Origin of the sequence: Faecalibacterium sp. Marseille-P9312, assembly GCF_902497445.1 — a bacterium.
Taxonomy (GTDB): Bacteria; Bacillota; Clostridia; order Oscillospirales; family Ruminococcaceae; genus Faecalibacterium; species Faecalibacterium longum.
Genome location: NZ_CABVEW010000002.1, coordinates 161,199 through 184,859, shown reverse-complemented (window position 1 = coordinate 184,859; position 23,661 = coordinate 161,199). Strand labels below are relative to the sequence as shown.

The 23,661-nt window shown below is 57.7% G+C and carries 22 protein-coding genes; 8 read left to right on the top strand and 14 right to left on the bottom strand.

The genetic code is table 11. The features are described 5' to 3' along the window. Positions 1-149: 149 nt before the first annotated feature. Positions 150-2,303: an ATP-binding protein gene (locus F3G95_RS02290; RefSeq protein WP_149793653.1), complete on the bottom strand. Its 2,154-nt coding sequence runs from the start codon at positions 2,301-2,303 to the stop codon at positions 150-152. A 108-nt stretch (positions 2,304-2,411) separates the two neighbouring features. Here F3G95_RS02290 and F3G95_RS02285 point away from each other — a divergent pair, with 108 nt between their 5' ends. The 3 genes from F3G95_RS02285 to F3G95_RS02275 all read left to right on the top strand — a co-directional run bounded on the left by F3G95_RS02285 (position 2,412) and on the right by F3G95_RS02275 (position 3,999). Continuing rightward, on the top strand, positions 2,412-3,104 hold the full coding sequence (locus F3G95_RS02285) for a response regulator transcription factor (RefSeq protein ID WP_149793652.1): 693 nt from the start codon (positions 2,412-2,414) through the stop codon (positions 3,102-3,104). A 72-nt stretch (positions 3,105-3,176) separates the two neighbouring features. After that, positions 3,177-3,791 (top strand): RelA/SpoT domain-containing protein, encoded by a 615-nt coding sequence (locus F3G95_RS02280; RefSeq protein WP_149793651.1) that lies wholly within the window; start codon positions 3,177-3,179, stop codon positions 3,789-3,791. Next, complete coding sequence (locus F3G95_RS02275; protein ID WP_015565471.1) at positions 3,766-3,999, top strand: DUF6718 family protein; 234 nt, start codon at positions 3,766-3,768, stop codon at positions 3,997-3,999. Before F3G95_RS02280 ends, F3G95_RS02275 begins: the two co-directional genes overlap by 26 nt. 247 nt (positions 4,000-4,246) lie before the next feature. Here F3G95_RS02275 and citF read toward each other — a convergent pair whose 3' ends face one another. The 10 genes from citF to F3G95_RS02225 form a co-directional block, all read right to left on the bottom strand. Then, positions 4,247-5,815, bottom strand: coding sequence for a citrate lyase subunit alpha (citF, locus tag F3G95_RS02270; protein WP_149793650.1), 1,569 nt, complete (start codon positions 5,813-5,815; stop codon positions 4,247-4,249). A gap of 2 nt (positions 5,816-5,817) precedes the next feature. Continuing rightward, complete coding sequence (locus F3G95_RS02265; protein ID WP_112115859.1) at positions 5,818-6,720, bottom strand: aldolase/citrate lyase family protein; 903 nt, start codon at positions 6,718-6,720, stop codon at positions 5,818-5,820. Continuing rightward, complete coding sequence (gene citD, locus F3G95_RS02260; protein ID WP_015565468.1) at positions 6,717-7,016, bottom strand: citrate lyase acyl carrier protein; 300 nt, start codon at positions 7,014-7,016, stop codon at positions 6,717-6,719. Before citD ends, F3G95_RS02265 begins: the two co-directional genes overlap by 4 nt. Before the next feature lie 405 nt (positions 7,017-7,421). After that, positions 7,422-8,297, bottom strand: coding sequence for a YitT family protein (locus F3G95_RS02255; RefSeq protein ID WP_347562898.1), 876 nt, complete (start codon positions 8,295-8,297; stop codon positions 7,422-7,424). A 26-nt stretch (positions 8,298-8,323) separates the two neighbouring features. Continuing rightward, positions 8,324-9,724, bottom strand: coding sequence for a Na+/H+ antiporter NhaC family protein (locus tag F3G95_RS02250; RefSeq protein WP_347562897.1), 1,401 nt, complete (start codon positions 9,722-9,724; stop codon positions 8,324-8,326). A 31-nt stretch (positions 9,725-9,755) separates the two neighbouring features. Continuing rightward, positions 9,756-10,946, bottom strand: a complete 1,191-nt coding sequence (locus tag F3G95_RS02245) for a M20 family metallopeptidase (protein ID WP_149793649.1) — start codon at positions 10,944-10,946, stop codon at positions 9,756-9,758. A gap of 105 nt (positions 10,947-11,051) precedes the next feature. Then, the gene (locus F3G95_RS02240; RefSeq protein WP_149793648.1) at positions 11,052-11,978 is read right to left on the bottom strand and encodes a LysR family transcriptional regulator; all 927 of its coding nucleotides are present in this window, start codon (positions 11,976-11,978) and stop codon (positions 11,052-11,054) included. 131 nt (positions 11,979-12,109) lie between these two features. After that, complete coding sequence (locus tag F3G95_RS02235; protein ID WP_149793647.1) at positions 12,110-12,979, bottom strand: YitT family protein; 870 nt, start codon at positions 12,977-12,979, stop codon at positions 12,110-12,112. A 186-nt stretch (positions 12,980-13,165) separates the two neighbouring features. Continuing rightward, a complete protein-coding gene (locus F3G95_RS02230; RefSeq protein WP_149793646.1) occupies positions 13,166-14,035 on the bottom strand; it encodes a phosphoribosylaminoimidazolesuccinocarboxamide synthase in 870 nt (289 codons plus the stop codon). Between the two features lie 314 nt (positions 14,036-14,349). Further along, a complete protein-coding gene (locus F3G95_RS02225; RefSeq protein WP_149793645.1) occupies positions 14,350-14,619 on the bottom strand; it encodes a hypothetical protein in 270 nt (89 codons plus the stop codon). Between F3G95_RS02225 and F3G95_RS02220 the strand changes: the two genes are divergently transcribed. The 4 genes from F3G95_RS02220 to F3G95_RS02205 all read left to right on the top strand — a co-directional run bounded on the left by F3G95_RS02220 (position 14,596) and on the right by F3G95_RS02205 (position 19,984). Then, positions 14,596-15,612, top strand: a complete 1,017-nt coding sequence (locus F3G95_RS02220; protein ID WP_149793644.1) for a glycerophosphodiester phosphodiesterase family protein — start codon at positions 14,596-14,598, stop codon at positions 15,610-15,612. The genes F3G95_RS02225 and F3G95_RS02220 overlap by 24 nt on opposite strands. A gap of 106 nt (positions 15,613-15,718) precedes the next feature. After that, a complete protein-coding gene (locus F3G95_RS02215; protein ID WP_149793643.1) occupies positions 15,719-16,198 on the top strand; it encodes a MarR family transcriptional regulator in 480 nt (159 codons plus the stop codon). Positions 16,199-16,303: 105 nt separating this feature from the next. Further along, positions 16,304-18,055: an ABC transporter ATP-binding protein gene (locus F3G95_RS02210; protein ID WP_149793642.1), complete on the top strand. Its 1,752-nt coding sequence runs from the start codon at positions 16,304-16,306 to the stop codon at positions 18,053-18,055. Continuing rightward, entirely contained in the window at positions 18,056-19,984 is a 1,929-nt protein-coding gene (locus F3G95_RS02205; protein WP_149793641.1) for an ABC transporter ATP-binding protein, read from the top strand. 385 nt (positions 19,985-20,369) lie between these two features. On the opposite strand, the gene F3G95_RS02200 is transcribed toward F3G95_RS02205, so the two are convergent. The 3 genes from F3G95_RS02200 to F3G95_RS02190 form a co-directional block, all read right to left on the bottom strand. After that, complete coding sequence (locus F3G95_RS02200) at positions 20,370-20,975, bottom strand: VTT domain-containing protein (protein ID WP_149793640.1); 606 nt, start codon at positions 20,973-20,975, stop codon at positions 20,370-20,372. 169 nt (positions 20,976-21,144) lie between these two features. Then, complete coding sequence (locus F3G95_RS02195) at positions 21,145-22,158, bottom strand: 3'-5' exonuclease (RefSeq protein ID WP_149793639.1); 1,014 nt, start codon at positions 22,156-22,158, stop codon at positions 21,145-21,147. 17 nt (positions 22,159-22,175) lie between these two features. After that, a complete protein-coding gene (locus tag F3G95_RS02190; protein ID WP_149793638.1) occupies positions 22,176-22,994 on the bottom strand; it encodes a Cof-type HAD-IIB family hydrolase in 819 nt (272 codons plus the stop codon). A 332-nt stretch (positions 22,995-23,326) separates the two neighbouring features. Between F3G95_RS02190 and F3G95_RS02185 the strand changes: the two genes are divergently transcribed. After that, entirely contained in the window at positions 23,327-23,611 is a 285-nt protein-coding gene (locus F3G95_RS02185; protein ID WP_149793637.1) for a DUF6110 family protein, read from the top strand. Positions 23,612-23,661 lie beyond the last annotated feature (50 nt).

The window sequence follows — 23,661 nt, the reverse complement described above, 5'->3', positions numbered from 1 at the left end:
TGTCCAGTTCCGGTCGTCGGCCTGTCGGCCTTATTGTACCCCCCCCCCCTATAGATTTGTCAATATATTCCTTGAATTTTTATCATATCATCGAATTATGAAGGATGCCTCTGTGCATATTCCACAAATTCACAAAAAACAGCCGCTCTTCACTCTTTCCGGCTGCTCCGTATCTGAGCCAGCAGCGTAGACGCCGACACCGGTTTTACCACATAGCCGTCGATGACGCCGTGGCTGCGGGCGTCCACGATCTCCCTTGTGGGGGCATTGGTCATCACGATGCGGGTCATGCCCGGGTAGCGGCCCCGGATGGCCATGCAGAGATCCACGCCGCTGCTGCTCATCAGGCTCTCGTCGATGGCGAGGACGTCGAAGGGCTGCTGCTCCAGCAGCTGGCGCAGCTCGCCCCGGCGGGAGCAGGTGGACACGCTCAGGCCCAGCGCGCTGAGGTCTTTGTCCAGCAGGTCGAGGACCTTGTTGTTGTCGTCCGCCGCCAGGATGCGCAGCTTGCTGTCCACGCCCCACTGCAGCTGTTCGCGCTCCTGCTGCTGCTCCAGCACCGGCAGATAGACATAGAAGGTCGTGCCTCTGCCGATGGTGCTCTCCGCCCGGATGCGGCCCCGGTGGGTGCGGATGATCTGGTCCGCCAGAGCAAGGCCGAGGCCGGTGCCTTCGCCGGTCTTTTTTGTGGTGAAGAAGGGCTCGAAGATGTGCTGCATCGTCTCCTTGTCCATGCCGCAGCCGGTGTCGGTGACGCTCAGGCAGACGTAGCTCGACCATTCTTCGGAAATCTTCTCTTCCGGGAAGAGCGCCGCCAGCTCACTGCGCGGCACGACGCTGCCCCGGATGGTCAGCTTTCCGCCCTCGGCGCCGATGGCGTGGATGGCGTTGATGCTGATGTTCAGCAGCACCTGCTGCAGCTGGGTCGCGTTGCCCAGAACACATTCGCCGCTCAGCTCATTTTCTTCCTTCAGCTCCACATTCTTCGGGCAGTTCGTCTCCACCAGCTTCCTCGTCCGATGGAGCAGTCCCTCCACCGACACGGCGTCGTAGACCGTCTCCACGTTTTTCCGGCTCATGGAAGAAATTTGTTTCACGACCTCCTGCGCCTTCTGCGCCGCCTCGCTGATCTCCATCGCGTTGTCATAGATCTCGCTGCCCGGGTCGGCGTCGGCCATGATGAGGTCGGCATAGCCGGTGATGGGGGTCAGGAAGTTATTGAACTCATGGGCGATGCCGCCGGTGAGGGTCCCCATCATCTGCAGCCGCTGGCCGTGGGCCAGCGACTCTTCGCTGCGGTGGAGCTCTTCGAGGGTCTGGTTCAGGGTCTTCAGATCGCTGATCTCGGTCGCGCTGCGGCGGTCGCGCTCCTGCAGCCGGAACATCTGGAACATAAAGAGCACCAGCACCAGCGCCACGCCGCCGAAGATGAGGACCACCTTCACGAAGCTCTGCTGTACCGGCTCGTAGAAATCGTCGTAGTCCACCACGGCGCTGACGATCCAGAAGCTGCCCCCCACGTCCAGATGACGGAAGGCGCTTATCTTATGCACCCGGGGCAGATCCGGGTCGGCCCACCAGTAGGAGTAGTAGTCCAGCGTGCCGGATTCCTCTTCCTGCTGAGCGCGCAGCAGCTCACTCAGACTGCTCATGTCCAGTTCCTTCCCCTGATAGATGCGCTGGCGGCCCTCCACGACCTTGATGCCCCACTGAACGGCTTCGGGGTGCATGACCACAAGGTTATCGTCATTCTTTATCATGATGTAGCCGTTCCTGCCGACATGGATCTCCGAGATGAGCTGCTGATACATGACCGTGGAGTCTACCACGAGGCAGGCTGTCTCACCCCCGGCCTTCTTCTTCATCACAAGATAGTGCTCGTCGCCGCTGTGGTACTGCCAGTAAGAGATGTCCTCCGTCCGGGTGATGAGGACATCGCAGACGGCGCTGAGGCCGTAGCAGCTGTAGATGACCTCGCCGTTGCTGTTTTCCAGCCAGACGTCCCGGATGGTATCGCTCCGGGCCACCGTGGGGCGGAACGCTTTGCCGGCCTCCGCTTTTCCGGCGATGGAGTCCAGCCGGTCGGCGTATTCTTCCAGCAGGACGCGGATGCTGTCGGCGGTGCTCTGCACCACCAGCTCCATCTGCCTCGTCTGGCTGTCCATCATGGCGGTGCGGTAGTCCTTCCACACCATACCCACCACGACAGCCAGTGCGGCTACCGTGACGACGCCGATGGCCAGCGGCGCCCACAGGGTGCGCAGCGTCTGGAAGCGTATCTTTTTCGGGGCGTTCTCCTTCATATCGAGTCCTCCTTTGGGGCGGTCTTGCTCTTCCTGTCTAAAAATGTTATAATTTTATTTATCGCAAGTGAAACAAATTTTCCGGTCAGAAAAGTGCAGGGAGTTACCATGTCGTATCATGTTCTTATTGTAGACGATGATCCAGCGATTTGCAAACTTTTATCGAAAGTTATGATAAGCAATGAGATGGACCCTCTCGTCGTCAACAGCGGCGCGGCGGCGCTGGACCTCATCGCGCGGCAGAGCAGCACGCTGGATATGATCCTGATGGACATCACGCTGGGCGACATGGAGGGCTTCGATGTCATCCAGACCATCCGGCGCAACGGCGTCACCACGCCGGTCATCATCATCAGCGGCCGCAACGAGGACTACGATTTCATGTACGGCCTCTCGCTGGGCGCCGACGACTATGTCACCAAGCCCTTCCGTCCCCAGATTTTGGGCGCAAAGGTCAAGGCCCTCATCCGCCGCAGCAAGAGCTTCTCGCAGGAGAACAACCAGCAGATCAGCTGCGGCCCCTTCCTCTGCGACACCACCACCATGCGCTTTTATAAAAACAATGTGGAGCTGAACCTCTCCGAGAAAGAGCGCAGCCTGCTGCTGCTCTTCGTGCGCCACCCGCAGCAGGTGTTCACCAAGGATATGATATACGAGCAGATCTGGGGCAACCTCATCGCTGTGGACGACAACGCCATCATGGTCTATATCAACCGCCTGCGCAGCAAGATCGAGGACAACGCCCGCACGCCCCAGCACATCATCACCATCCGCGGCGTCGGCTATCGTTTCGTGCCGTAAAGACGCGTTTTTCTTGCGTCTCTCCTGAAAATATGGTATTCTTGAATCGTTTTCCGTCAGGAGGTGCATTCTATGGGACTTTTAGAAGTCAACGGACTTTCTCTGCCACTCCTTGCAGAGCTTTCGTATCCATCCCAACTGGGGCGTTCGCTCAAAAACAACCTCGGCTCTTTTGACAAAGAGTCTCTCCTTCTGGATGCGCTGTCTGCCGCTGAATGGCTGGACATGAATCCGCTCTTGGGTGAAGTCGCCATCGACTATCGCATCAAGTCAGAGGAATCCATCCGCACCAAGTATGAGCGCTACTATCCTGACCGTCCTGTTCTGAAAGTTTTCAACGACATTCTGGGCTTCCGCTCCTGCTGTGACGATTACACGGAAGTCCTTTCTCTCGTTTCCCCGCGGCTCAAGGTTGTGGATATGTCTCGCGGAAAAGCCCGTGATGACGGCTACCGGGGTGTTCATCTCTATTACCATGCCGACAACTTCCACTATCCGATTGAGCTGCAGTTTAACACGCTCTATGACCGCCAGCTCAACAACTGGCTGCACGATTACCTTTATAAGAAAGACTATCCAAACTCCATCGGTTGTATCCTGAGAGAACGGTATGAGCATGGAGAATTTTTCAATCTTGAAACCTTTGAGGAGGTGCTGCACGATGTGCTATCTGGTTGCCAAAAATAAAAATGCCCACGGCTGCTACGCGCTCAAGACCGTTCATGGTGTCCACCTTGTGGATTTGAAGCGGCAGCTGAACCAGTTTGCAGTACCACATGGCATTCAGCTTGTGACCATCAGCCGTCCCAACGCTTACGGAGAGTATGCACCTTATCACATTCTGGACAGCGAAGAGGATTTTGTCCAGACTGTCCGAAAACTCTGCTCCATGTAAATCCGCATTTTTATTTTTGCCAAATCGATCCGATAAACAAAGAAGAGCAGCCAACTGCGCGCGGTGCAGTCGGCTGCTCTCTGGTTTTATGCCGGTATAAAACACAAAACCTTGAAAAAGGAGAATCGCATGAAGTTTGTGTGCATATTTAGCCGCAAAAGCGGGGGTGAGAAGAGCGAAGGAATCTCCGTGAATCCATTCCGAAGCGTGGTTGGCAAGCCACATTCCCGCTTTTACGCTATATCACTCAATCTTCGCGGAAAGAGAAAGGCTTGACTTCGCGGACGACGTCCATGACAGTGCCGTCGCGGGCCTCGATGATGCCCACGATGCGGTCGCCGAACTGGACCTTCTCCGGCTCGCCGACGATGGAGTAGGCGATGTCGCGCAGCTCCTCGATGGTCTTCAGAGGCACGCAGTCAGCGGCCTTCAGAGCCTCCAGCAGGTCGGGACGGCGGGGGTTGACAGCCACGCCGTAGTCGGTGACGACGATGTCAACGCTCTCGCCGGGGGTGGTGACGGTGGTGACGTCGGTGCAGATGGCCGGGATACGGCCCTGCAGCAGAGGAGCGATGACGACGGTACACTTTGCACCCTGTGCGGTATCGGGATGGCCGCCCTGTGCGCCGGTGATGATACCATCGGAGCCGACGACGACGTTGCAGTTGAAGTGGGTATCAACTTCCAGAGAGGCCAGGATGACGTAATCCAGCTTGTTGACGAACGCGCCCTTGTTCATCGGGCTTGCGTACTCGCCAGCAGAGATGGGGAAGTGGTTGGGGTTGGAAGCGACGTTGTTGACAGCGTCCAAATCGAAATCCTGGGTATCCACCAGCTTGCGGGCCAGGCCGCGGTCCAGCAGCTCGCACATGGGCTTGGTCAGACCGCCGACGCCCAGACCCATGTGGATGTTCTTCTCTTCCATGATCTTGGACAGAGAGATGGTGGAGGCGATGGATGCGCCGCCGACACCGGTCTGATAAGAGAAGCCGTCCTTGAAGTAGGGGGTGTTTGCAACGACCTGAGTGCAGTACTCTGCCATCAGGATCTTGCGCTGGTCGGTGGTGGGCTTGGCTGCGCCGGTGGCGATCTTCTCGGGGATGCCGATCTGGTCCACGACGCAGACGTAATCCACCTTGGTCTGGTTGATCTCTGCGGGGTAGTTGGGGTAGTCCACGAGGCAATCGGTGACAGCGACGACATAGTCAGCCATCTCAGCGTCCACGTAAGCATAGCTCAGGACGCCGCAGTTGGTCTTGCCGCCCATGCCGGAGCAGTTGCCGTACTCGTCGCAGGAGGGTGCGCCGATGAAGGCGATGTCCACATGGGTCTCGCCGGTCTCAATGGCGCGGACACGGCCGCCGTGGCTACGCATGGTGGCCAGCCCCTTCAGCTTGCCATGAGAAATAGCATCGCCGATCTTGCCGCGGACGCCGGAAGACTCGATGTTGACGATGGTGCCGTCCTCGATCATGGGGACGAGGGCGTCATGAGCCTTGCCCAGAGAGCTTGCGCTCAGGGTGATGTTCTTGAAGCCCATCTTGTGGATCTCTTCCATGACCATGCAGACCACGAGGTCGCCCTCGCGGAAGTGGTGGTGGAAGGAGACGGTCATGCCGTCGTGGGCGTTGCACTTGACCAGAGCCTCGTGGATGTCCTTGACCATCTTGTCGTGGTCATTGCGCATCACGGGGGTGACCTTCGGGCTGGCCTTCTGGAAGGCCTTGCCGTCCTTATAGTTGTTGCCCTGGAAGACCTCTTTGCCGGTGCGCTCGAGGATCTCTTCGGGAATTTCTCTGCCGACTGCGTTCAACATAATTACAAATCCCCCTTATACACGCCGGATGCCTTTGCCAGATCGATGGTGCGCTTTGCACCGTCGTAGAAGGCGATGTCGATCATCTTGCCGTCCACGGTGAAGACGCCGATGCCCAGAGCCTTCTTGGAGTCGATCTCCTTGACGACCTTCTCAGCGAAGATGATGTCCTTCTGGGTGGGAGTAAAGATCTCGTGGACGATGGGGATCTGACGGGGGTTGATGATGGATTTGCCGTCGAAGCCCATCAGGTGGATGTTCTCGACGTCCTTGCGGAAGCCGTCCATATCCTTCAGGTCGGTATAGACGGTGTCGAAGCACTGCACGCCTGCTGCGCGGGCTGCAATGATCATCTGCTGGCGGGCGCCCATCAGCTCAATGCCGGTGCCGGTGATGTGGGTCTGCAGGTCCTTGGTGTAGTCGCCGCCGGACAGTGCGATGCCGAACAGGCGCTCATCGCTCTCGCAGATCTCCAGAGCGTTCATGACGCCGCGGGCAGACTCCAGAGCGGCGATGATGAGGACTTCGCCCTCGGGACGGCCATAGGTCTTCTCGTCCTCGGCGATGGCCTGCGCCACGCGGTGGACATCCTCGGCGTGCTCGGTCTTGGGGATGCGGATGGAGTCGCAGCCGCCGGCCACGCAGGCGCGGATGTCTTCCCGCCAGTAGGGGGTGTCCAGACCGTTGATACGGACGACCCGCTCTGCACCGCGGTAGTCCACGGTCTTCAGGGCGTGATACAGGCTGAAGCGGGCGACATCCTTCTGGTTCTCGGCCACAGCGTCCTCCAGGTCCAGCATCAGGGAGTCGGCCTTATAGATGTAAGGGTCTTTGATGAGGCCGGGCTTCTGCGCATTCAGGAACATCATCGTGCGGCGCAGGCGCTTCTTGTTCGGATTATTCATCGAATGGCACCTCCCCAGGGCAGATTCTCATACTGGTCAACAGAGCGGAACACCGCGCCCTCGATGCGGGCCTTCAGGGTGCAGTCCAGCGCACCCTTGTCCACGATGGTGATGCGGACGTTGTCGATGTCCAGATCCTTCAGGGTCTCCAGCGCGACCTTGCGCAGCTGGTTGCCATACTGGTGGATGACAGAGCTTTCGAGGGAGAAATCGATCTTGCCCTCGCCCGGCTCGACGGTCACCATGCAGTCGCTGGATTCCAGAGTGCCAGCCGTGGCTGCTTTCTTGATCTCCATGCTTTTTTCCTCCTTGACAGGTGGTTTCTTCAATCGTTATACCGTTCTTGCGGGGCGGCACCTCACTGCGCCGCTCCTGATGGTTCTATCATAATCGGACAATCTTACAAAAGGCATAGCGTCAGTCTTAATATTCGTTAAGAATCGCCAAAAATTTCTCTTGTACACAAGATTTATTCCATTTGGTCATGCTGCTGGCGCATTTTCTCTTCCATTTTCCCTCCTTTCCTGCACGAGATGCCATCCGGCGCTGTTTTTGCCTTTTTCTCAGCTCTATCCTACCGCACCCGGCGGCATTTGTGAAATGAAAAGATGGAATCCTTATCCATCCAAAAAGGGAATGGGTAGTGCAAAGCAGGCAAAACCACTGGCTGTGCGTTTTGCCTGCTGCGGAAAGATCCTTTTTTACACAGGGCTGAAACCCTTACCGATGATCTCGCTGGAGTTTTCTATCATGATAAAGGCTGTCGGCTCCTGCTGGCGGATGAAGTTGCGCAGGCGGATGGCCTGACTGCGCCGCATGGTGGTCATGATGACCGTCTTGTGGGCGTCAGAGTACGCACCGCGCGCTTCAAAGGTGGTCGCGCTGCGGTTCAGCTCGTGGATGATGAAGTTGCAGATAGGCTGCGGGTGCTCACACACGATGTTGAAGCACTTGCAGAGGTTCATATTCTCGATGACGTTGTCCACCACCATCGACTTGGCCACCAGACCCATGACGGAGAACAGACCGGTGGAGGGGCCGTACATTGCAAACGAGAGGCCCACAGCCGCCACATCCGCTGCCATCAGGGCAGAACCGATGTTCATGCTGGTGTACTTTTTCAAAATCATGGCGATGACATCCGTTCCGCCCGAGGATGCGTCGATGTTGAACAGGATCGCCGAACCGATCGCCGGGAGCATAATGGCAAATACCAGCTCCAGCATCGGCTGGTCGGTCAGAGTACCGTGCATCGGCACCAGCGCGTCCAGTACCTGCAGGCTCACCGACATCACGATGGTCGCATAAACGGTGCGGACGCCGACGCTCTTGCCCAGAAAGATGAAGCCCAGTACCAGCAGCGCGTAGTTGGCAGCGGTGGTGAAGGTACTTGCCGAGCAGTGGAGCAGCTGGCTGAACACGGTGGAAAAGCCGGTCACGCCGCCGAAGGCGAAGTGGTTCGGGAATTTGAAAAAGTAGATGCCGATGACCATGATCCAGATGCTGACGGTGATGAGGCCATACTCCGCCAGCGTCCGGAGCCATGGATTTTTGATTTCCTTTATTGTTGACGCCATAGTCTGATTTTTTGCCGCCTTCCGGTTTACATGGGGCCAAGGTGGATCGCCTGTGCGATCATCAGCATCACAGAACCGACGGCCAGCCAGATGAGGAACAGCTTCCACATGAACTTCATCCAACGGTCATAGGGGATGTTCACGGCGCTGATGATGCCCATCAGAGCGGTGGAAGTGGGCAGGACGTAGTTGCAGAAGCCGTCGCCGAAATTGAAGGAAAGGATCGCGGTCTGACGGGTAACGCCCACGAGGTCGGCCAGAGGTGCCAGAATGGGAATGACAGCTGCGGCCTGACCGCTGCCGGAAGTCAGGAAGACGTTGATAATGGTGTTTGCCAGCAGCATGGCGGGTCCGAGCAGGATGGTGGGGACGAAGTTCAGGCCGTTTGCCAGTGCATGGACAACGGTATCGGTGATGTGACCGGCGTTCATGATGCTGCTGATGGCCTGTGCCATGCCGATGATGAAGGCCGCGCCCAGCATCTTCTTGCAGCCCTCAAGGAACTCCTTGGAGATCGCGGAGGGGCCAAAGCCGCCCAGTACGCCTTCGATGACAGCCAGTGCGAGGAAGACAGCTGCGGTCTCAGACATATCCCAGTCGAGCTTGATGCCGCCGTAGACGATGAGGATAAGGGATGCGAAGAAGACCAGCATGATGAGGATCTTGCGGGCGTCCAGCTTGCCGAAGGAGTCGAGGTCCGCAGCGTCGCGGAACTCGCTGGTCTTGTCGAGCTCGTACATAGGGCTGAGTTCGGGGTTCTTCTGGATCTTCAGTGCGTAGCGGATGAGGTAGATGTTGGTGATAACATAGAACACAGCAAAGCAGATAAAGCGGTATCCCACGCCGGAATACAGCGGCAGCCCGGCGATTTTCTGAGCCACGATGGTGGTGTTGATGTTCAGAGGGCCAGTGGAGAAGCCGATCGCGCCGCCCAGCAGGATGATGGATGCACCGGTGATGGAGTCCAGACCCATCGCAAAGGCCATCATGACCATGATGGGCGCAAAGGCAATGAACAGGTTGACGCCCTGCGTGGTGCAGATGAGGCCGAACACCAGCGTCAGGATGGGCAGGAACAGATAGACGCGGGTGGAGAAGACCTTCGCCATCTTGGCCACCACGGCGTGGAGTGCGCCGGTCTTGGTCAGGATGTGGAAAGCACCGCCTGCGAACATGATGACCAGCATCAGATCAATGCGCTTGATGAAAGCCTTGACGATGTACAGAGGAATTTCAAGCGGATTGACGGGAGTCTTATCAATGTAGTTGAAATCGTTGGGGTCGATGACCTTGATGCCTGCTTCGTTCTCGAAGCGGGTGTAGGAGCCTGCCGGGATGATCCAGGTCAGCAGGACCGCAAGCAGGATGATGATGCCGATGATGACGAAGGTATGCGGCATCTTGAATTGTTTCTTTTTCGTTTCCATAATTTTTCCTCTCTTTTGACACACCAAAGCGTCAGCTCTGGCCGTTCAGTTCTTTGGCCAGATTCTCATGGAATTCCTTCTTGATGGCTTCCAGCTTTTCCGGGTCTTCAATGAGCCGTGCTCCCGTCAGAGCCAGGATCTTTGCGCCGTAGACCACCGCATTGTGGGCCTCTTCGGTCTTGCCGGCGTCCAGATACTCCTGCGAGTGAGCCGCTGCGCCCTCCGGGACAAAGGCCACGCGGATGCAGGTGCCGGGTACATGGCGCATCACGTTGCCGAAGTCGGTGGAACCGGTCTTCTGGCGGGCCGGACGGATGCAGGGAGCCTTGACCTTCTCGGCCTGCTCCATCACCAGCTCGTTGAGAGCCAGCACCGGGATCTTGTTGTCGAGGCTCTTTTCCTCGATGATCTCCACTTCCGTCTCGGTCATCATGGCCGCGCCCTGAAGTACCTTCCTGACGCGGGCCACCACGCCGTCTAACTCCGTGCGGTTGTAGGAGCGGACATACATACTCGCTTCTGCATAGCCGGGTACCACATTTGCCGCCGTGCCGCCGCAGTTGACGATGGTGTAGTGCATCCGAACATCCGAGGGAACATGCTCCCGCAGGAACTCGACGCCCTGACAGGCCAGGATCAGGCCGTCCAGTGCGCTGCGGCCCTTTTCGGGCTTGAGCGCTGCGTGAGAGCAGACACCATGGTAGATGATCTTGAGCTTGTTGAGTGCCAGCGACTTGACGTCCACCTGCGTGGCCGGGCCGCCGTGCATCATGAGCGCCACATCCAGCTCCTCAAAGGTGCAGCCGTTTTCCAGCATCACGACCTTGCCGCTGATGCTCTCTTCGGCAGGCGTGCCGTAGACCGTGATGGTATACGGTGCGTCGATGGCTGCATCTTTCAGTGCCTTGGCTGCGCCCAGAATGGCCGGTCCCTGCATGTGGTGGCCGCAGGCGTGGCCCAGACCGGCCAGAGCATCGTACTCGCAGAGCAGGCCAATGTTCGGGCCGCCCTCGCCGTGCTTCCAGACAGCTCGGAACGCGGTGTCCATACCAGCAATGCCTCGCTCCACAGTGAAGCCTTCTTTTTCCAGCCAGCCGGTCAGGGTCTCAAATGCATGAAACTCCTGCAGCCCCACTTCCGGGTGGTCGAAGAAGTCGTCTGCCATTGCAGTCAGGGCAGCTGCGCTCTGCTCAACGCTTCGCTCCAGTTTTTCCTCCAACATAATAAGCACCTCCGTTTTTTGGTACTTTCAGTTTACCAAACCGGAGGTGCTTTGTACATTTTGAAAAAATTATATCTTCATTTTGGAATTCTTATGTTCAGTTTATCAGAGCTTCAAATACTCCTCTGCCGCATCCTTCATCTGCATGATCATCGCCCGCATGGGTTTGGTCAGCTCCACATCCCGGCGGTAGGCCACCACAACGTCCTGTCCGTACCTGGAAATGTCGATGGTGTAGTATTTCACCGGCTTTGGATAGTGGATGTTCTTCTGATAGCCCTGCCGGATAAAGCCCACGCCCAGACCCTCGGCCACCAGCTGTGCGCCAAGCTCCATATTGCGTACTACCCGGATGCGGCCCGGCTTGACCTTGTGATCTTTCAGGATCTTCTCTTCCACCCGCCGGGCGCTCTGCATCTCGGTGTTCAGAAATATCGTCTCACCGCTCAGAAGGTGCGGGTCAAGGAAGTCGAACATTGAGCCTTCGACGGGGACCGCCTTTTCGTTCAGCGGGTGGTCTCCGGGCAGTATCAGCAGAAAATCTTCCATGCCCAGCGGGACAGCCTCCATCTCGGACGTTACGTCGCTCTGGCTCAGCACCACAAGGTCAAGCTCCCGGTTTTTCAGCATGATGGTCAAATCGGCCAGATTTCCTTCCCGGATGACCACATCCACCTGCGGCCACTCCCGCTCGTACACCGACAGTACCGCCGGCAGAAACCAGATGCCGCGCCGCTGTGCGATACCGATCCGCACCTGCCCGGCATTCTCCCGCTCCGCCTGCCGCCTCACCGCCTCGAACTGCCGCTCCAGCTCCAGCATCTGAGAAGCCTTTTCCACATACTGCTTGCCTAGCCACGTCAGCTCGAATTTCCGGCCATTCCGCTCGAACAGCCGCGCCCCCAGAATCTTTTCCACATTATTGATGTACAGGCTCAGTGCGGGCTGTGAGATATACAACCGCTCCGAGGCGCGGGTCAGGCTCTTGCATTCCGCAAGGGTGCAGACGTACTTTTGCTCCTTCAAGTCCATTCGATTCCAGCCTCCTCACCAAATAACGACATTTTTCTTATTATAGCACATTTGAGCACAAACAAAAAAGCCCACCTGCATCTTTCCTCGCTGAGGAATGACACAGATGTGCTTATCCTGCTGATTATTTTTTATGCGTGATTGAAGCCCTTGCCGAACACCTCGGTGGTGCTGAGCATCGAGATAAAGGCGTTGAGGTTTTCCTTGTGGATAAATGCCTGCAGCTGCAATGCCTCGCGGTGGGTGAGGGTCGTATAGATCATGTAGTGGGGCCGGTCGGTGTAGGCACCGTAGCAGGGCGTATAGGTCGCGCCGCGCACCAGCTTGCGCATGACGAAGTCACAGATGGGGTCTTTGTCGTCGCAGATGATGAGGATGGCCTTGCACATCTTCATCTGCTCGAGGACGGCATCGACGACGAGGCTCTTGACCGTCAGACCCACGAAAGAGTAGAGAGCGGTGTAGAGGTCGAAGACGAAGCAGGCTGCCAGCACCATGGCGAGGTCGGTGATAAAAAGCGCCTCGCCGGTGTTCTTCATATGGGTGTATTTTTTCAGGATGAGGGCGACGACATCGGTGCCGCCGGAAGACGCGCCCACGTTGAAGAGCAGAGCCGACGCAATGGCGGGCAGGGCGATGGCGAAGACCAGGTCCAGCATGGGCTGATCGGACAGGGGGCCGCTGAGGGGAACATATTTTTCAAAAAGAGCCAGCTCTGCCGTCATGACGACAGTGGCCCAGCCGGTGCTGATGGCAAAGTCCCTGCCGAGGAATATCCAGCCCAGAATGAGCAGGAGGATATTGGCACCGGATGAAAAAGCTGAGGCCGACAGGGGCGTGAGCTTTGCCACAAGGGCCGCGCCGCCGGTCACGCCGCCAAAGACGAAGTTGTTGGGGAATTTGAAGAAGTATACGCCGATGGTCATGATGCTGATACTCAGGGTGATGATCACGTATCGGCTGACGATCTGCAAGGTCTTTTCCCGCGTGCTGATCTCCATTTGACTGTTTCCTTTCGCCGTCCGCGCGGCACTCTCTTCTCACACGAAGGGCCGTTTCTCTGCCCATTCCCTGTGTTATTGTAACACTGCCCACCGCGCCGTTCAAGAGGAAAAAGTTTTTCGCACAAAAACCGCCCGCTTCGTTTTCCACAAAGCGGGCGGCAGATGTTGAATTTATGGAAGTGCTTACAGCTTCTTGCCGGTCAGCATCTCGTAGGCTTCCTCATACTTGGCGATGGTCTTGTCGATGACGTCCTGCGGCAGGTCGTAATCACTGTCGGGGTTGGCCAGCAGCCAGTTGCGGACGAACTGCTTATCAAAAGAGGGCTGACCGTGGCCGGCCTCGTAGCCCTCCAGCGGCCAGAAGCGGGAGGAATCGGGGGTCAGCATCTCGTCACCGAGGATGACGTTGCCCTCCTCATCCAGACCAAACTCAAACTTGGTGTCGGCGATGATGATGCCGCGGGAGAGGGCATACTCAGCGCACTTCTTATACAGAGCAATGGTGTAGTCGCGCAGCTTGGTGGCGTACTCCTCGCCCTTGCCGGGGAACAGCTTTTCCAGCACGTCGATGCTCTGCTCGTAGGAGATGTTCTCGTCGTGGTCGCCGATCTCAGCCTTGGTGGAGGGGGTGTAGATGGGCTCGGGCAGCTTCTCGGACTCCTTCAGGCCCTCGGGCAGCTGGATGCCGCAGACCTTGCCGGTCTTCTGATAGCTGGCCCAGCCGCTTCCGGTGATGTAGCCGCGGACGATGCACTCGACGGGCAGCATGGTCAGCTTGCGGCACATCATGCTGCGGCCCTCGTACTGGGGCTGCTGGAAGAACTCGGGCATCTCCTTCACGTCCACGCTCAGCATATGGTTGGGCAGCAGGTCGCGGGTGTAGTCGAACCAGAACTTGCTCATCTGGGTCAGCACCTTGCCCTTGTTGGTGACTTTATTCTTTAAGATAACATCGAATGCAGAGATGCGGTCGGTGGCGACCATGATGAGGCTGTCGCCGTTGTCGTAGATCTCGCGGACCTTGCCTTCCTTGATGGGCTTGAACTCAGTCATAGCAAAACTCTCCATTTCCCTTATTCCGTAGGTATCTTTCAGCGTAGGAACAACCTCTCAGTCTCGCTATCGCTCGACAGCTCCCCTAGCGAGGGGAGCCTCTGGCGAAGAGATAAAGCTTTACGGAATGCCAAAGCCTCCCCTCGTTAGGAGCAACAACGACGACCGCCGCCAGTGGCGGAAACAGGGAGTCGCTGTTGGGGCCGCGGCCAGCAAGACGCAAGCAAAGTGCTGCGGATGCTGGGTGCCGCAACCCGGGCAGTGGCACGCCGTAGGCGTGACGGAGAGGTTTCACCGTTTACACTATAATCTTATCACAGGAATTGTCCGTTGGGAAGAAACAGATGGGAGAGAAATGGGCCGATTTTTGGTTTTTTCTCGTGAAAAGTGCTAAAATCCAGCTTAAATTTTCGTCGTTTTGACGGTAAAAGTCGTACTTTCGCCCCATTTTCGCCTGCCTTGCTGACCGAAACGCCGTCATTGACGAAATTTGTGAAAACGTGTATCATGGGTAACAGCATCGCATTTTTCAACTTTTGTCTTTTAAGGAGGTCCATGCCATGCGCCCTCTCATCATCGCCCATCGCGGCGCGTCCCATCTGGCCCCCGAAAACACGCTGACCGCGTTCCGTCTAGCAAAGACGCTGGGTGCGGACGGCTTCGAGTGTGACGTTCAAATCACCAGGGACCGTCATCTCGTGGTGGCCCACGACTACCTCACCGACCTCAAGACCGGCGTCCACGGCAACATCCCGGATATGGACTTCGACGACCTGCGCCAGCTGGATTTCGGAAAATGGAAAAGCCCGGAGTTCACGGGCGAAAAGATCCCCACCCTCGAAGAGGTTCTGGAAGCCGCGCAGGACTTCAGGATGATACATATTGAGTTAAAGCCCTACTTGGACCGGGACGAAGAGATCGTGGACCGGGTCATCGACGCCGTCCTTGACGCCGGGCTGGAAGAAAAGGCCGTGCTCACCTCCTTCGAGTACGGCACCCTCCGCCGGGTGAAGGAGCGGATGCCCCAGATGGCCACCTGCGCCATGACCCTCAGCCCCGAATCCCAGCTCATCCAGCCGGCCACCTTCTGGGAGAAACTGGGCCTCAAGAAGACCGACCCTCTCGTGGAGAAGCTTTCCAGCCCCCAGGCCCTCAGCGAAGCGGCCGCTCTGCTGGAAGACCCCAGCAGTCTGGACGAAGAGAACAGCGTCCTCATCTACTACTTAAAAGACCGTCTCGATTTTCTCTACTCCATCTTCCCCGGCATGAACCTGGCCGAAATTCTGCAGCAGTATTATTATCAGACGGATTTTGTGAACTATGTGGCCCAGTTCGGCTTCCCGGTGGATTACGTCGGGCCGGAGTACCACGCCTTTTTCCGGGACAAAGACCTTATCCCCAACGCCCACGCCCACGGCTTCAAGGTCGCGCCCTGGCCGGTGGGCGCGGACAGCCGGGACGACCTGCGCCAGCTGTTCCGGCTGGACCCGGAGCTTGTGGTCACGAATAAGCCCGAGGTGGCCGTTTCCATCCTCACCGGGCTGGGCCAGTGGGACGAATCATCCAAAGAGGGTTGACAGCCCTCTTTTTTTGGAGCATAATAGTCCTGTATCGAACAGTTTTATGTGAAACAGTTCGGCGTTCGAACATTCACAGCAAAAGCCAAACCAGAAGGATGATACTATGAACCAAGCCTTTGAACCCGCCTGCACCCCCATCGCGCCGCCGTGGGAGGCGCCGCAGGTCATCCCGGCCCAGCTGCGCCGGGTGAACAACCTTATTTTCCGCAAGATAGGCCAGATTGCCCGCACCAATGGCGTGGAGGCCGTGACCCCCATGCACGGCTGGATCATGGAGTATCTTTACCGGCACTCCGAGACCCCAGTGTTCCAGCGGGACATCGAGCGGGAGTTCTCCATCACTCGTTCCACTGTCACCAACATCCTGCAGCTCATGGAACGCAAAGGCTACATCACCCGCCAAAGCGTGGAGCAGGACGCCCGCCTCAAGCAGCTGGTCCTCACCGAAAAAGGCCGCCAGTTCCACGAGGACACCATGCGGGCCTTCCACCAGACCGATGAATATGTGGCCGGTCTGCTCACCGAAGAAGAAAACACCGAGCTGCTGCGGCTGCTGAATAAACTGTATCTGGGACTAAAGTGAAACAAATATGAACTTTTTCCGAAACTTTGGAAAAAGCATTGACTTTAATATTGTTTTGTATAAAATTGTTCCGTACCAAACAATTTATCAAAGGAGGCTCAAAGTATGATAAAGAAGCTTGCTTCCCATCTGGGCGAATACAAACGCGCCGCTATCCTGACGCCGATGTTTTCCGCACTGGAAGCAGTCATGGACATCCTGCTGCCCACCATCATGGCGTTCATCATCGACCTTGGCATTGAAAAGGGCGATATGAACGCCATCGTCAAATACGGCCTGCTCACCTTCGCAGTAGCGGCCATCGCCCTGCTGCTGGGCATTCTGGCCGGCAAGTACGCCGCCGAGGCGTCCACCGGCTTTGCCGGCAACCTGCGCGATGCGATGTATGAGAATATCCAGCATTACTCCTTCTCCAACATCGACAAATTCTCCACCGCCGGCCTCGTCACCCGTATGACCACCGACGTGACCAACCTGCAGAACGCTTTCCAGATGATGGAGCGTATGTGTGTGCGCGCCCCGGTCCATCTGGTGTTCGCACTCATCATGGCGTTCAGCATCGGCGGCCCTCTGACCCTCATCTTCGTGGTGGCCATCGCCTTCCTGCTGGCCGTGCTGGCAAGCATCATGGTCCCCACCTTCAAAATTTTTGACCGTGTTTTCAAGAATTACGACAACCTGAACTCCTCTGTACAGGAGAACGTCTCCGCTATCCGCGTGGTCAAGAGCTTCGTCCGCGAGGGCTTCGAGAACGAGAAGTACACCAAAGCCTGCGAGGGTCTGTATCAGCAGTTCGTCAACGCAGAGAGCCGTCTGAGCTTCAACAACCCCGCCATGCTGACGGCTATTTACGGCTGCAACATTGCCCTGAGCTGGTTCGGCGCAAAGTACATCCTGCACGGCGCGCTGACCACCGGCCAGCTGAATGCTCTGTTCGGCTACATCATGAACATCCTGATGGCTCTGATGATGCTGAGCATGGCTTTCGTCATGATCTCCATGTCCGCCGCTTCCGCAAAGCGTATCGTGGAAGTCCTGGACGAGAAGACCGACCTGCCCCCCGCCAAGGCTCCCGTGCAGGAGGTCAAGGACGGCAGCATCCGCTTCGACCACGTCACCTTCAAGTACAAGCACGGCTCCGGCCAGCCTGTCCTGAACGACATCACCTTTGACATCAAGCCCGGCGAGACACTGGGCATCATCGGCGGCACCGGCAGCGCAAAGTCCAGTCTGGTGCAGCTCATCCCCCGCCTGTACGACGCCGAGACCGGCACCCTCAGCGTGGGCGGCGTGGATGTCCGGGATTACGATCTCGACGTCCTCCGCCACGAGGTCTCCATGGTGCTCCAGAAGAACGTCCTGTTCTCCGGCACCATCCTCGACAACCTCCGCTGGGGCAATGAGAACGCCAGCGAGGAAGAGTGCATCCGTGTGGCGAAGCTGGCCTGCGCCGATGAGTTCATCGAGCGCTTCCCGGACAAGTACAACACCTGGATCGAGCAGGGCGGCTCCAACGTGTCCGGCGGCCAGAAACAGCGTCTGACCATCGCCCGCGCCCTGCTGCGCAAGCCGAAGGTCCTCATCCTCGACGACTCCACCAGTGCCGTGGATACCGCCACCGACGCAAAGATCCGGAAGGCGTTCCGTGAGGAGATCCCCGGCACCACCAAGATCATCATCGCACAGCGCATTTCCTCGGTGCAGGATGCCGACCGCATCCTCGTGCTGGACAACGGCCAGATCAACGGCCTCGGCACCCACGAGGAACTGCTGAAGAACAACGCGATCTATCAGGAAGTCTACAGCAGCCAGACTCAGGGCGGCGGCGACTTCGACAAGCAGGGAGGTGAGCAGTAAATGGCAGAACAGAAAGCAAAAGTCGTCCATGGCCCCGGCCCCCGCGGCATGGGAGGCCCGCGTCCGAAGGTCAAGAACCCGGGCAAGCTGCTCAAGCGCATCATGGCAGAGGTGTTCCAGCACTATCTGCCTCACTGCATCCTCGTGCTCATCTGCATCGTGGTCAGTGCGCTGGCCAATGTGCAGGCAAGCCTGTTCCTGCAGACCCTTATCGACGACTATATCATCCCCATGACCCAGCAGCAGGACCCCAGCTTTGCACCGCTGGCCGGGGCGCTGGTGCGCGTCGGCTGCATCTATGTGGTGGGCATCCTCGCCGCCTGGCTCAACGCCCGCATCATGGTCAACGTCACCCAGGGTACCCTGCGCAACCTGCGCATCCAGCTCTTTACCCACATGGAGAGCCTGCCCATCCGCTACTTTGACACCCATCCGCACGGCGACATCATGTCCGTCTACACCAACGACGTGGATACCCTCCGCCAGATGCTCAGCCAGAGCATCCCGCAGCTGGTGTCCAGCGCCATCACCATCGTTTCCGTCTTTGCCAGCATGTGCATGCTGAGCTGGCAGCTCACCATCGTCACCATGCTGATGGTGGCCCTGATGCTCTTCTGCTCCAAGAAGATCACCCAGCAGAGCGGCAAGTACTTCATCGCACAGCAGCGCGACCTCGGCAAGGTGAACGGCTACATCGAAGAGATGATGGAGGGCCAGAAGGTCGTTAAAGTCTTCACCCACGAGCAGAAGGCCCTCGAGGGCTTCCGCGAGCTGAATGACAAGCTCAAGGACAGCGCCAAGCAGGCCAACAGCTTCGCCAACATCATGATGCCCGTCAACGCTCAGCTGGGCAACATCAGCTACGCCATCTGCGCTCTAGTGGGCGCAGCCATGGCCGTCACCGGCATGGGCGGCGTCACGCTGGGTACTGTCATGGCGTTCCTGTCCCTGAACAAGAGCTTCAATATGCCCATCAGCCAGGTGTCCATGCAGGCCAACAGCATCATCATGGCACTGGCTGGTGCAGAGCGCATCTTCAAGATGATGGATGAGCCCAGCGAGACCGATGAGGGCTATGTCACCCTCATCAACGCCAAGTACGACAAGGACGACAACCTCGTGGAGGCCAACGAGCGCACCGGCATCTGGGCCTGGAAGCACCCCCACCACGACGGCACCACCACCTACCACAAGCTGGAAGGCGACATCACCTTTACGGACGTCGATTTCGGCTATGTGCCGGGCAAGACCGTCCTGCACGACATCAACCTCTATGGCCGTCCGGGCCAGAAGATCGCCTTCGTCGGCTCCACCGGTGCCGGCAAGACCACCATCACCAACCTTATCAACCGCTTCTACGACATCCAGGACGGCAAGATCCGGTACGACGGCATCAACATCCACAAGATCAAGAAAGCCGACCTCCGCCGCTCTCTGGGCATCGTGCTGCAGGATACCCACCTATTCACCGGCACGGTCATGGAGAACATCCGCTATGGCCGTCTGGAGGCCACCGACGAGGAGTGCATCGCCGCAGCCCGTCTGGCCAACGCCGACGGCTTCATCAAGCGCCTGCCCGAGGGCTACAACACCATGCTGACCGGCGATGGCGCGAACCTGTCGCAGGGCCAGCGCCAGCTGCTGGCCATCGCCCGCGCAGCCGTCGCCGACCCGCCGGTGCTCATCCTCGATGAGGCTACTTCCTCCATCGACACCCGCACCGAGGCTCTGGTGCAGCGCGGCATGGACGGCCTGATGTACGGCCGCACCAGCTTCGTCATCGCCCACCGCCTCTCCACTGTCCGCAACGCAGACTGCATCGTGGTCCTGGAGCAGGGCCGCATCATCGAGCGCGGCAGCCACGACGAGCTTATCGCCAAGAAGGGCAAGTATTACCAGCTCTATACCGGCAATCTGGCCGAGAACTAAGCGTACTACCATAAAAGCCGCCGTGCAGCTTTTCACAGCTGTACAGCGGCTTTTTCTTGTGCTTTGTCGAATTTTATGATATTCTTTAGGTGTCGGCCTTCCGACTCCATTCAAATTGGGGAAGGGGGTGAATGCACATATGAATACTCTGTCCACTTTTATTCTGTCCGTCGCAGCAAATGTAGTTGCTCACTGCATCTGCAAGTGGCTTGACGAGCAGTTCAAGGCCGGTAAGCACTAACCCCTAGTAAGCAAAACGCCCCGCGGTATTCGCAGTACCGTGGGGCGTTTTGCTGCTCATTGGTGAAAGCCATATGAACTTGCTATCCACTTTTACAGTTTTATTATATGTCCTCTCTGCAAAAAAGTCAAGCGCTTCGCAATTTTATCGATCCAAATCGTGCTTCTTACAGAACTTCCTGCTCACCCAGTACATCCCGGCCCAGATGGCGATGGCGAGGATGAGATACACCGGATTTTTCAGCGAGCTGAGCAGCGACTGGCCGAAGAGAGCCATCATGGCCACCATAACGGACTTGCCCGCCAGAAGGGTGAGCAGATAGCGCTTCTCGTCAAAATCCGAGATGCCGAAGGCCAGATGCAGGAACGACGTGGGCGTAAAGGGCAGGACGGCCAGCATGAAGAGGCTGGCCGTGTCCACATGGCTGACCCACTGCTGGGCCTTTTTCAGCTGTTCGGAGCGAGAGGCCAGCTTCCAGAAAAAGCGCTTGACCACCCGCCGCCAGAATAAAAACACCACCGTGCCGCCTGCGGCCACACCGAGCCAGCTGTAGACGAAGCCAAGAAATCCGCCGTGGGCCGCGACGTTGAGGGCCACGATGGCGATGAGGGGCAGCGGCGGAAAAATGGATTCCACCATCGCCAGCAGGATAGGGACCAACGGCCCCAGCCCTTCAAAGCCCTCTAACAATGCCTCCCAGAATTCCAGCGTACCCAGCTGGTGGAGCCAGTCGATGAGCATCGTTTCCATCGTGCTCGTACCATCCCTTTCGTTTCTGCCTGAAGTTCCCTCTTAGTATATCCAGCATCTATGACCGGGATATGAACAAAATCTGAGCATTTTTGCCTTTTTCTTCCTGTCTCTCCTTACAATACGAAACAGCGTTGTTCTTTCCTGCACGATATTTTATTCTTCTGCCTCAGAAGATGTGCCGGGCGGCCTCTGCTTCGGCGGCCTGCCGTTCGGCCTTGAGGCGCTGACGCTCCAGATACTGGGCTTTCTGCTTTTTCCAGCGGACCAGACTTGCATCGTCCGGCATCTGGACGCAGCGGGCGAAGGCCCAGTGCAGGCCGTCCCGGCGCGACATCCGGTATTTCTGGAACACGCCCCGGCCTGCCTCGCCGCCCCGGCCCTTACAGACGGGACACTGGGACAGCGTGTACCAGCCGCTGCTCCCTTTTTTCAGCCAGACGTCATCCGGCTGCAGGGCCGTGCCGCAGACCGGGCAGGCCATCGTGCCGATGACGGGGTCCAGCTTCCACATAGACTGGTCCAGATAGCCCCGGAAGACCTTGAAATCCCGGTAGTCGCCCGGCGTGGGACAAAGGCTCTGGCGCAGGGTGTCCTCCTCGCTGGGGTAAGCGGCCAGTCCGGCCCGCAGGTCGAGCATACGGCAGAGGTCGGCGGTGTAGAGGGTGTCGGACAGAGCGTCGTGGAAGGGGCGTTCCAACGGGATGCCCATCCGGGTGACGACATTTTCCAGCTTCATCCCCTCGCCTTCCTTGCGGGGGTACTCCCGCAGAAAGAGCTGCTGCAGGTCGTACCAGACCGTCGGGCGGCTCTCGTCGAGATTGCAGAGGAAAAGGTTCTGCTTGAGCACCGGCACGTCATCCATGCCCCACTCGGCGAACTCGGCGTCCGGGCCGCACCACTTCATAAAGCGGCGGAGGCCCTGGATGATGGGTTCGCCCTTGTCGAGGTCCTCCTGCGTCAGACCGGTGACTTTGGCGATGTGGTGCTGCAGGCAGCGGAAGATGCGGGGACGCAGGTGGATGGAGAAGGTATCCAGCACGTTGGCGTCCTCGTCGATCTTGACAGCACCGATCTCAATGATCTCCCCCCGGAGCGTCTGCTGGACGCCGTGATAATTAAAGATAAACGGCTGATAGCCGATGTTCCACTCCAAATCGAATAAAACTAAGTTGCGCGGCATTTGCGTCTGGTATCCTTTCAAAAAATGAACTTCTCAATGGCCTCCGCCACGCCGTCGTGGTTGTTGTCGGCGACGGTCACATAGTCCGCCGCCTCCTTGACGGGGGGCTCTGCATTCTGCATGGCCACGCCCACGCCGGCAAAGCGTATCATAGAGCAGTCATTGAGGCCGTCGCCGCAGGCCATGAGGTTGTCGCGGGTCAGACCCCTGCTTTCCAGCAGACTGCCAAGGCTCACGTCCTTGGCGACCCCCAGCGGCACAGCCTCGATGAAGAAGGGGCTGGACGGGTAGAGGTCGATCTCGCCCGCAAACCGTTTCCGGCCTGCCTCCAGCACCTCGCCGCGGCGGGCGGGGTCGAGGGTAATGAGCATCTTGCAGACGGGATAATCCACATAGGCGGCGAGGTCCTCCACCTTCTGCATAGGCAGCTTGCAGGTAAAGCACTCCTTCAGCGCCCACTCGTCCTCGGGGCTTTCGGTGACTACGCCCTGCTTATTATAGGTAATGATGACCACGCCCTGCTCCCTGGCGAAGGCACAGAGCCGCGGCACATACTTTGCATCCAGCTGCTTGCGGTAGAGCGTCTCGCCGGTGGCACAGTCGATGATGGCACCGCCGTTATACGAGAGGATGCAGCCGCCCTTTTTATCCAGTCCCAGCTCCTTTGCCAGCGGCATGATGCCTGCCGTGGGACGGCCCGAGGCCAGCACGATGGTCACACCTTTGGCAGCAGCGGCATCCAGCGCTGCTCGGGTGGCGGGGGTGACGACCTTCTGGTCATTGGTCAGGGTGCCGTCGAGGTCGAGCGCCAGCACACGAATATCTTTCTTTTCCATATCCAGCCTCACTTATTTTTACAGGCCGGAACGTCCCGGCCCTGTCGATTTTATCGCATACTTTTTTATTGTACAATGAATGCACCTCTCAGCGCAAGACTCTTTGTTATATTTCTTCGGCACTTTGGGGTTTGTTCGAAAACACAAACTGTAGTTTGTGGCAAAAAACACGTAAAGATAGACATTTCTAACTACTTATCGTAAAATGTTAGCAGATATTAACATCGTCAAAATCCCTTGAAATCTCCAAAAACCGCGTTATAATAACGGCAGAAACACTGATCCCATGCCCTTTGGGGTACATGAGGGAATAAAAAGGAAGGTATACTACTATGGTCGATATTAAGAAGATCGCTCTGTTCGCTGCCGGCACCCTGTTCGGTTCCGCTGGTTTCAAGCTGCTGTCCAGCAGCGATGCCAAGAAGGTCTACACCCAGACCACCGCTGCTGTCCTGCGCATGAAGGACTCCACCATGGAGACCGTCAGCAAGGTCCAGGAGCAGGCCGGTGACATCCTCGAGGATGCAAAGGCCATCAACGAGGCCCGCGCTGCCAAGGCTGAGGCTGAGGTCATCGAGGACGCTGCTGAGGCAGAGACCACCGAGACCAACGAGTAATTTTGCAGTCTCTGAGCCGCCTGCGGGCGGCTCTTTTTATGGTTATTTTT

Coding starts and splice junctions, on each gene's coding strand:
- F3G95_RS02185 (WP_149793637.1), top strand. CDS start 23,327: ATGGTCGATATTAAGAAGATCGCTCTGTTCGCTGCCGGCACCCTGTTC.
- citF (WP_149793650.1), bottom strand. CDS start 5,815: ATGTTGAACGCAGTCGGCAGAGAAATTCCCGAAGAGATCCTCGAGCGC.
- F3G95_RS02290 (WP_149793653.1), bottom strand. CDS start 2,303: ATGAAGGAGAACGCCCCGAAAAAGATACGCTTCCAGACGCTGCGCACC.
- F3G95_RS02285 (WP_149793652.1), top strand. CDS start 2,412: ATGTCGTATCATGTTCTTATTGTAGACGATGATCCAGCGATTTGCAAA.
- F3G95_RS02225 (WP_149793645.1), bottom strand. CDS start 14,619: ATGGGCGATGATGAGAGGGCGCATGGCATGGACCTCCTTAAAAGACAA.
- F3G95_RS02215 (WP_149793643.1), top strand. CDS start 15,719: ATGAACCAAGCCTTTGAACCCGCCTGCACCCCCATCGCGCCGCCGTGG.
- F3G95_RS02265 (WP_112115859.1), bottom strand. CDS start 6,720: ATGAATAATCCGAACAAGAAGCGCCTGCGCCGCACGATGATGTTCCTG.
- F3G95_RS02280 (WP_149793651.1), top strand. CDS start 3,177: ATGGGACTTTTAGAAGTCAACGGACTTTCTCTGCCACTCCTTGCAGAG.
- F3G95_RS02230 (WP_149793646.1), bottom strand. CDS start 14,035: ATGACTGAGTTCAAGCCCATCAAGGAAGGCAAGGTCCGCGAGATCTAC.
- F3G95_RS02255 (WP_347562898.1), bottom strand. CDS start 8,297: ATGGCGTCAACAATAAAGGAAATCAAAAATCCATGGCTCCGGACGCTG.
- F3G95_RS02250 (WP_347562897.1), bottom strand. CDS start 9,724: ATGGAAACGAAAAAGAAACAATTCAAGATGCCGCATACCTTCGTCATC.
- F3G95_RS02200 (WP_149793640.1), bottom strand. CDS start 20,975: ATGGAAACGATGCTCATCGACTGGCTCCACCAGCTGGGTACGCTGGAA.
- F3G95_RS02275 (WP_015565471.1), top strand. CDS start 3,766: ATGTGCTATCTGGTTGCCAAAAATAAAAATGCCCACGGCTGCTACGCG.
- citD (WP_015565468.1), bottom strand. CDS start 7,016: ATGGAGATCAAGAAAGCAGCCACGGCTGGCACTCTGGAATCCAGCGAC.
- F3G95_RS02240 (WP_149793648.1), bottom strand. CDS start 11,978: ATGGACTTGAAGGAGCAAAAGTACGTCTGCACCCTTGCGGAATGCAAG.
- F3G95_RS02210 (WP_149793642.1), top strand. CDS start 16,304: ATGATAAAGAAGCTTGCTTCCCATCTGGGCGAATACAAACGCGCCGCT.
- F3G95_RS02220 (WP_149793644.1), top strand. CDS start 14,596: ATGCGCCCTCTCATCATCGCCCATCGCGGCGCGTCCCATCTGGCCCCC.
- F3G95_RS02235 (WP_149793647.1), bottom strand. CDS start 12,979: ATGGAGATCAGCACGCGGGAAAAGACCTTGCAGATCGTCAGCCGATAC.
- F3G95_RS02195 (WP_149793639.1), bottom strand. CDS start 22,158: ATGCCGCGCAACTTAGTTTTATTCGATTTGGAGTGGAACATCGGCTAT.
- F3G95_RS02205 (WP_149793641.1), top strand. CDS start 18,056: ATGGCAGAACAGAAAGCAAAAGTCGTCCATGGCCCCGGCCCCCGCGGC.
- F3G95_RS02245 (WP_149793649.1), bottom strand. CDS start 10,946: ATGTTGGAGGAAAAACTGGAGCGAAGCGTTGAGCAGAGCGCAGCTGCC.
- F3G95_RS02190 (WP_149793638.1), bottom strand. CDS start 22,994: ATGGAAAAGAAAGATATTCGTGTGCTGGCGCTCGACCTCGACGGCACC.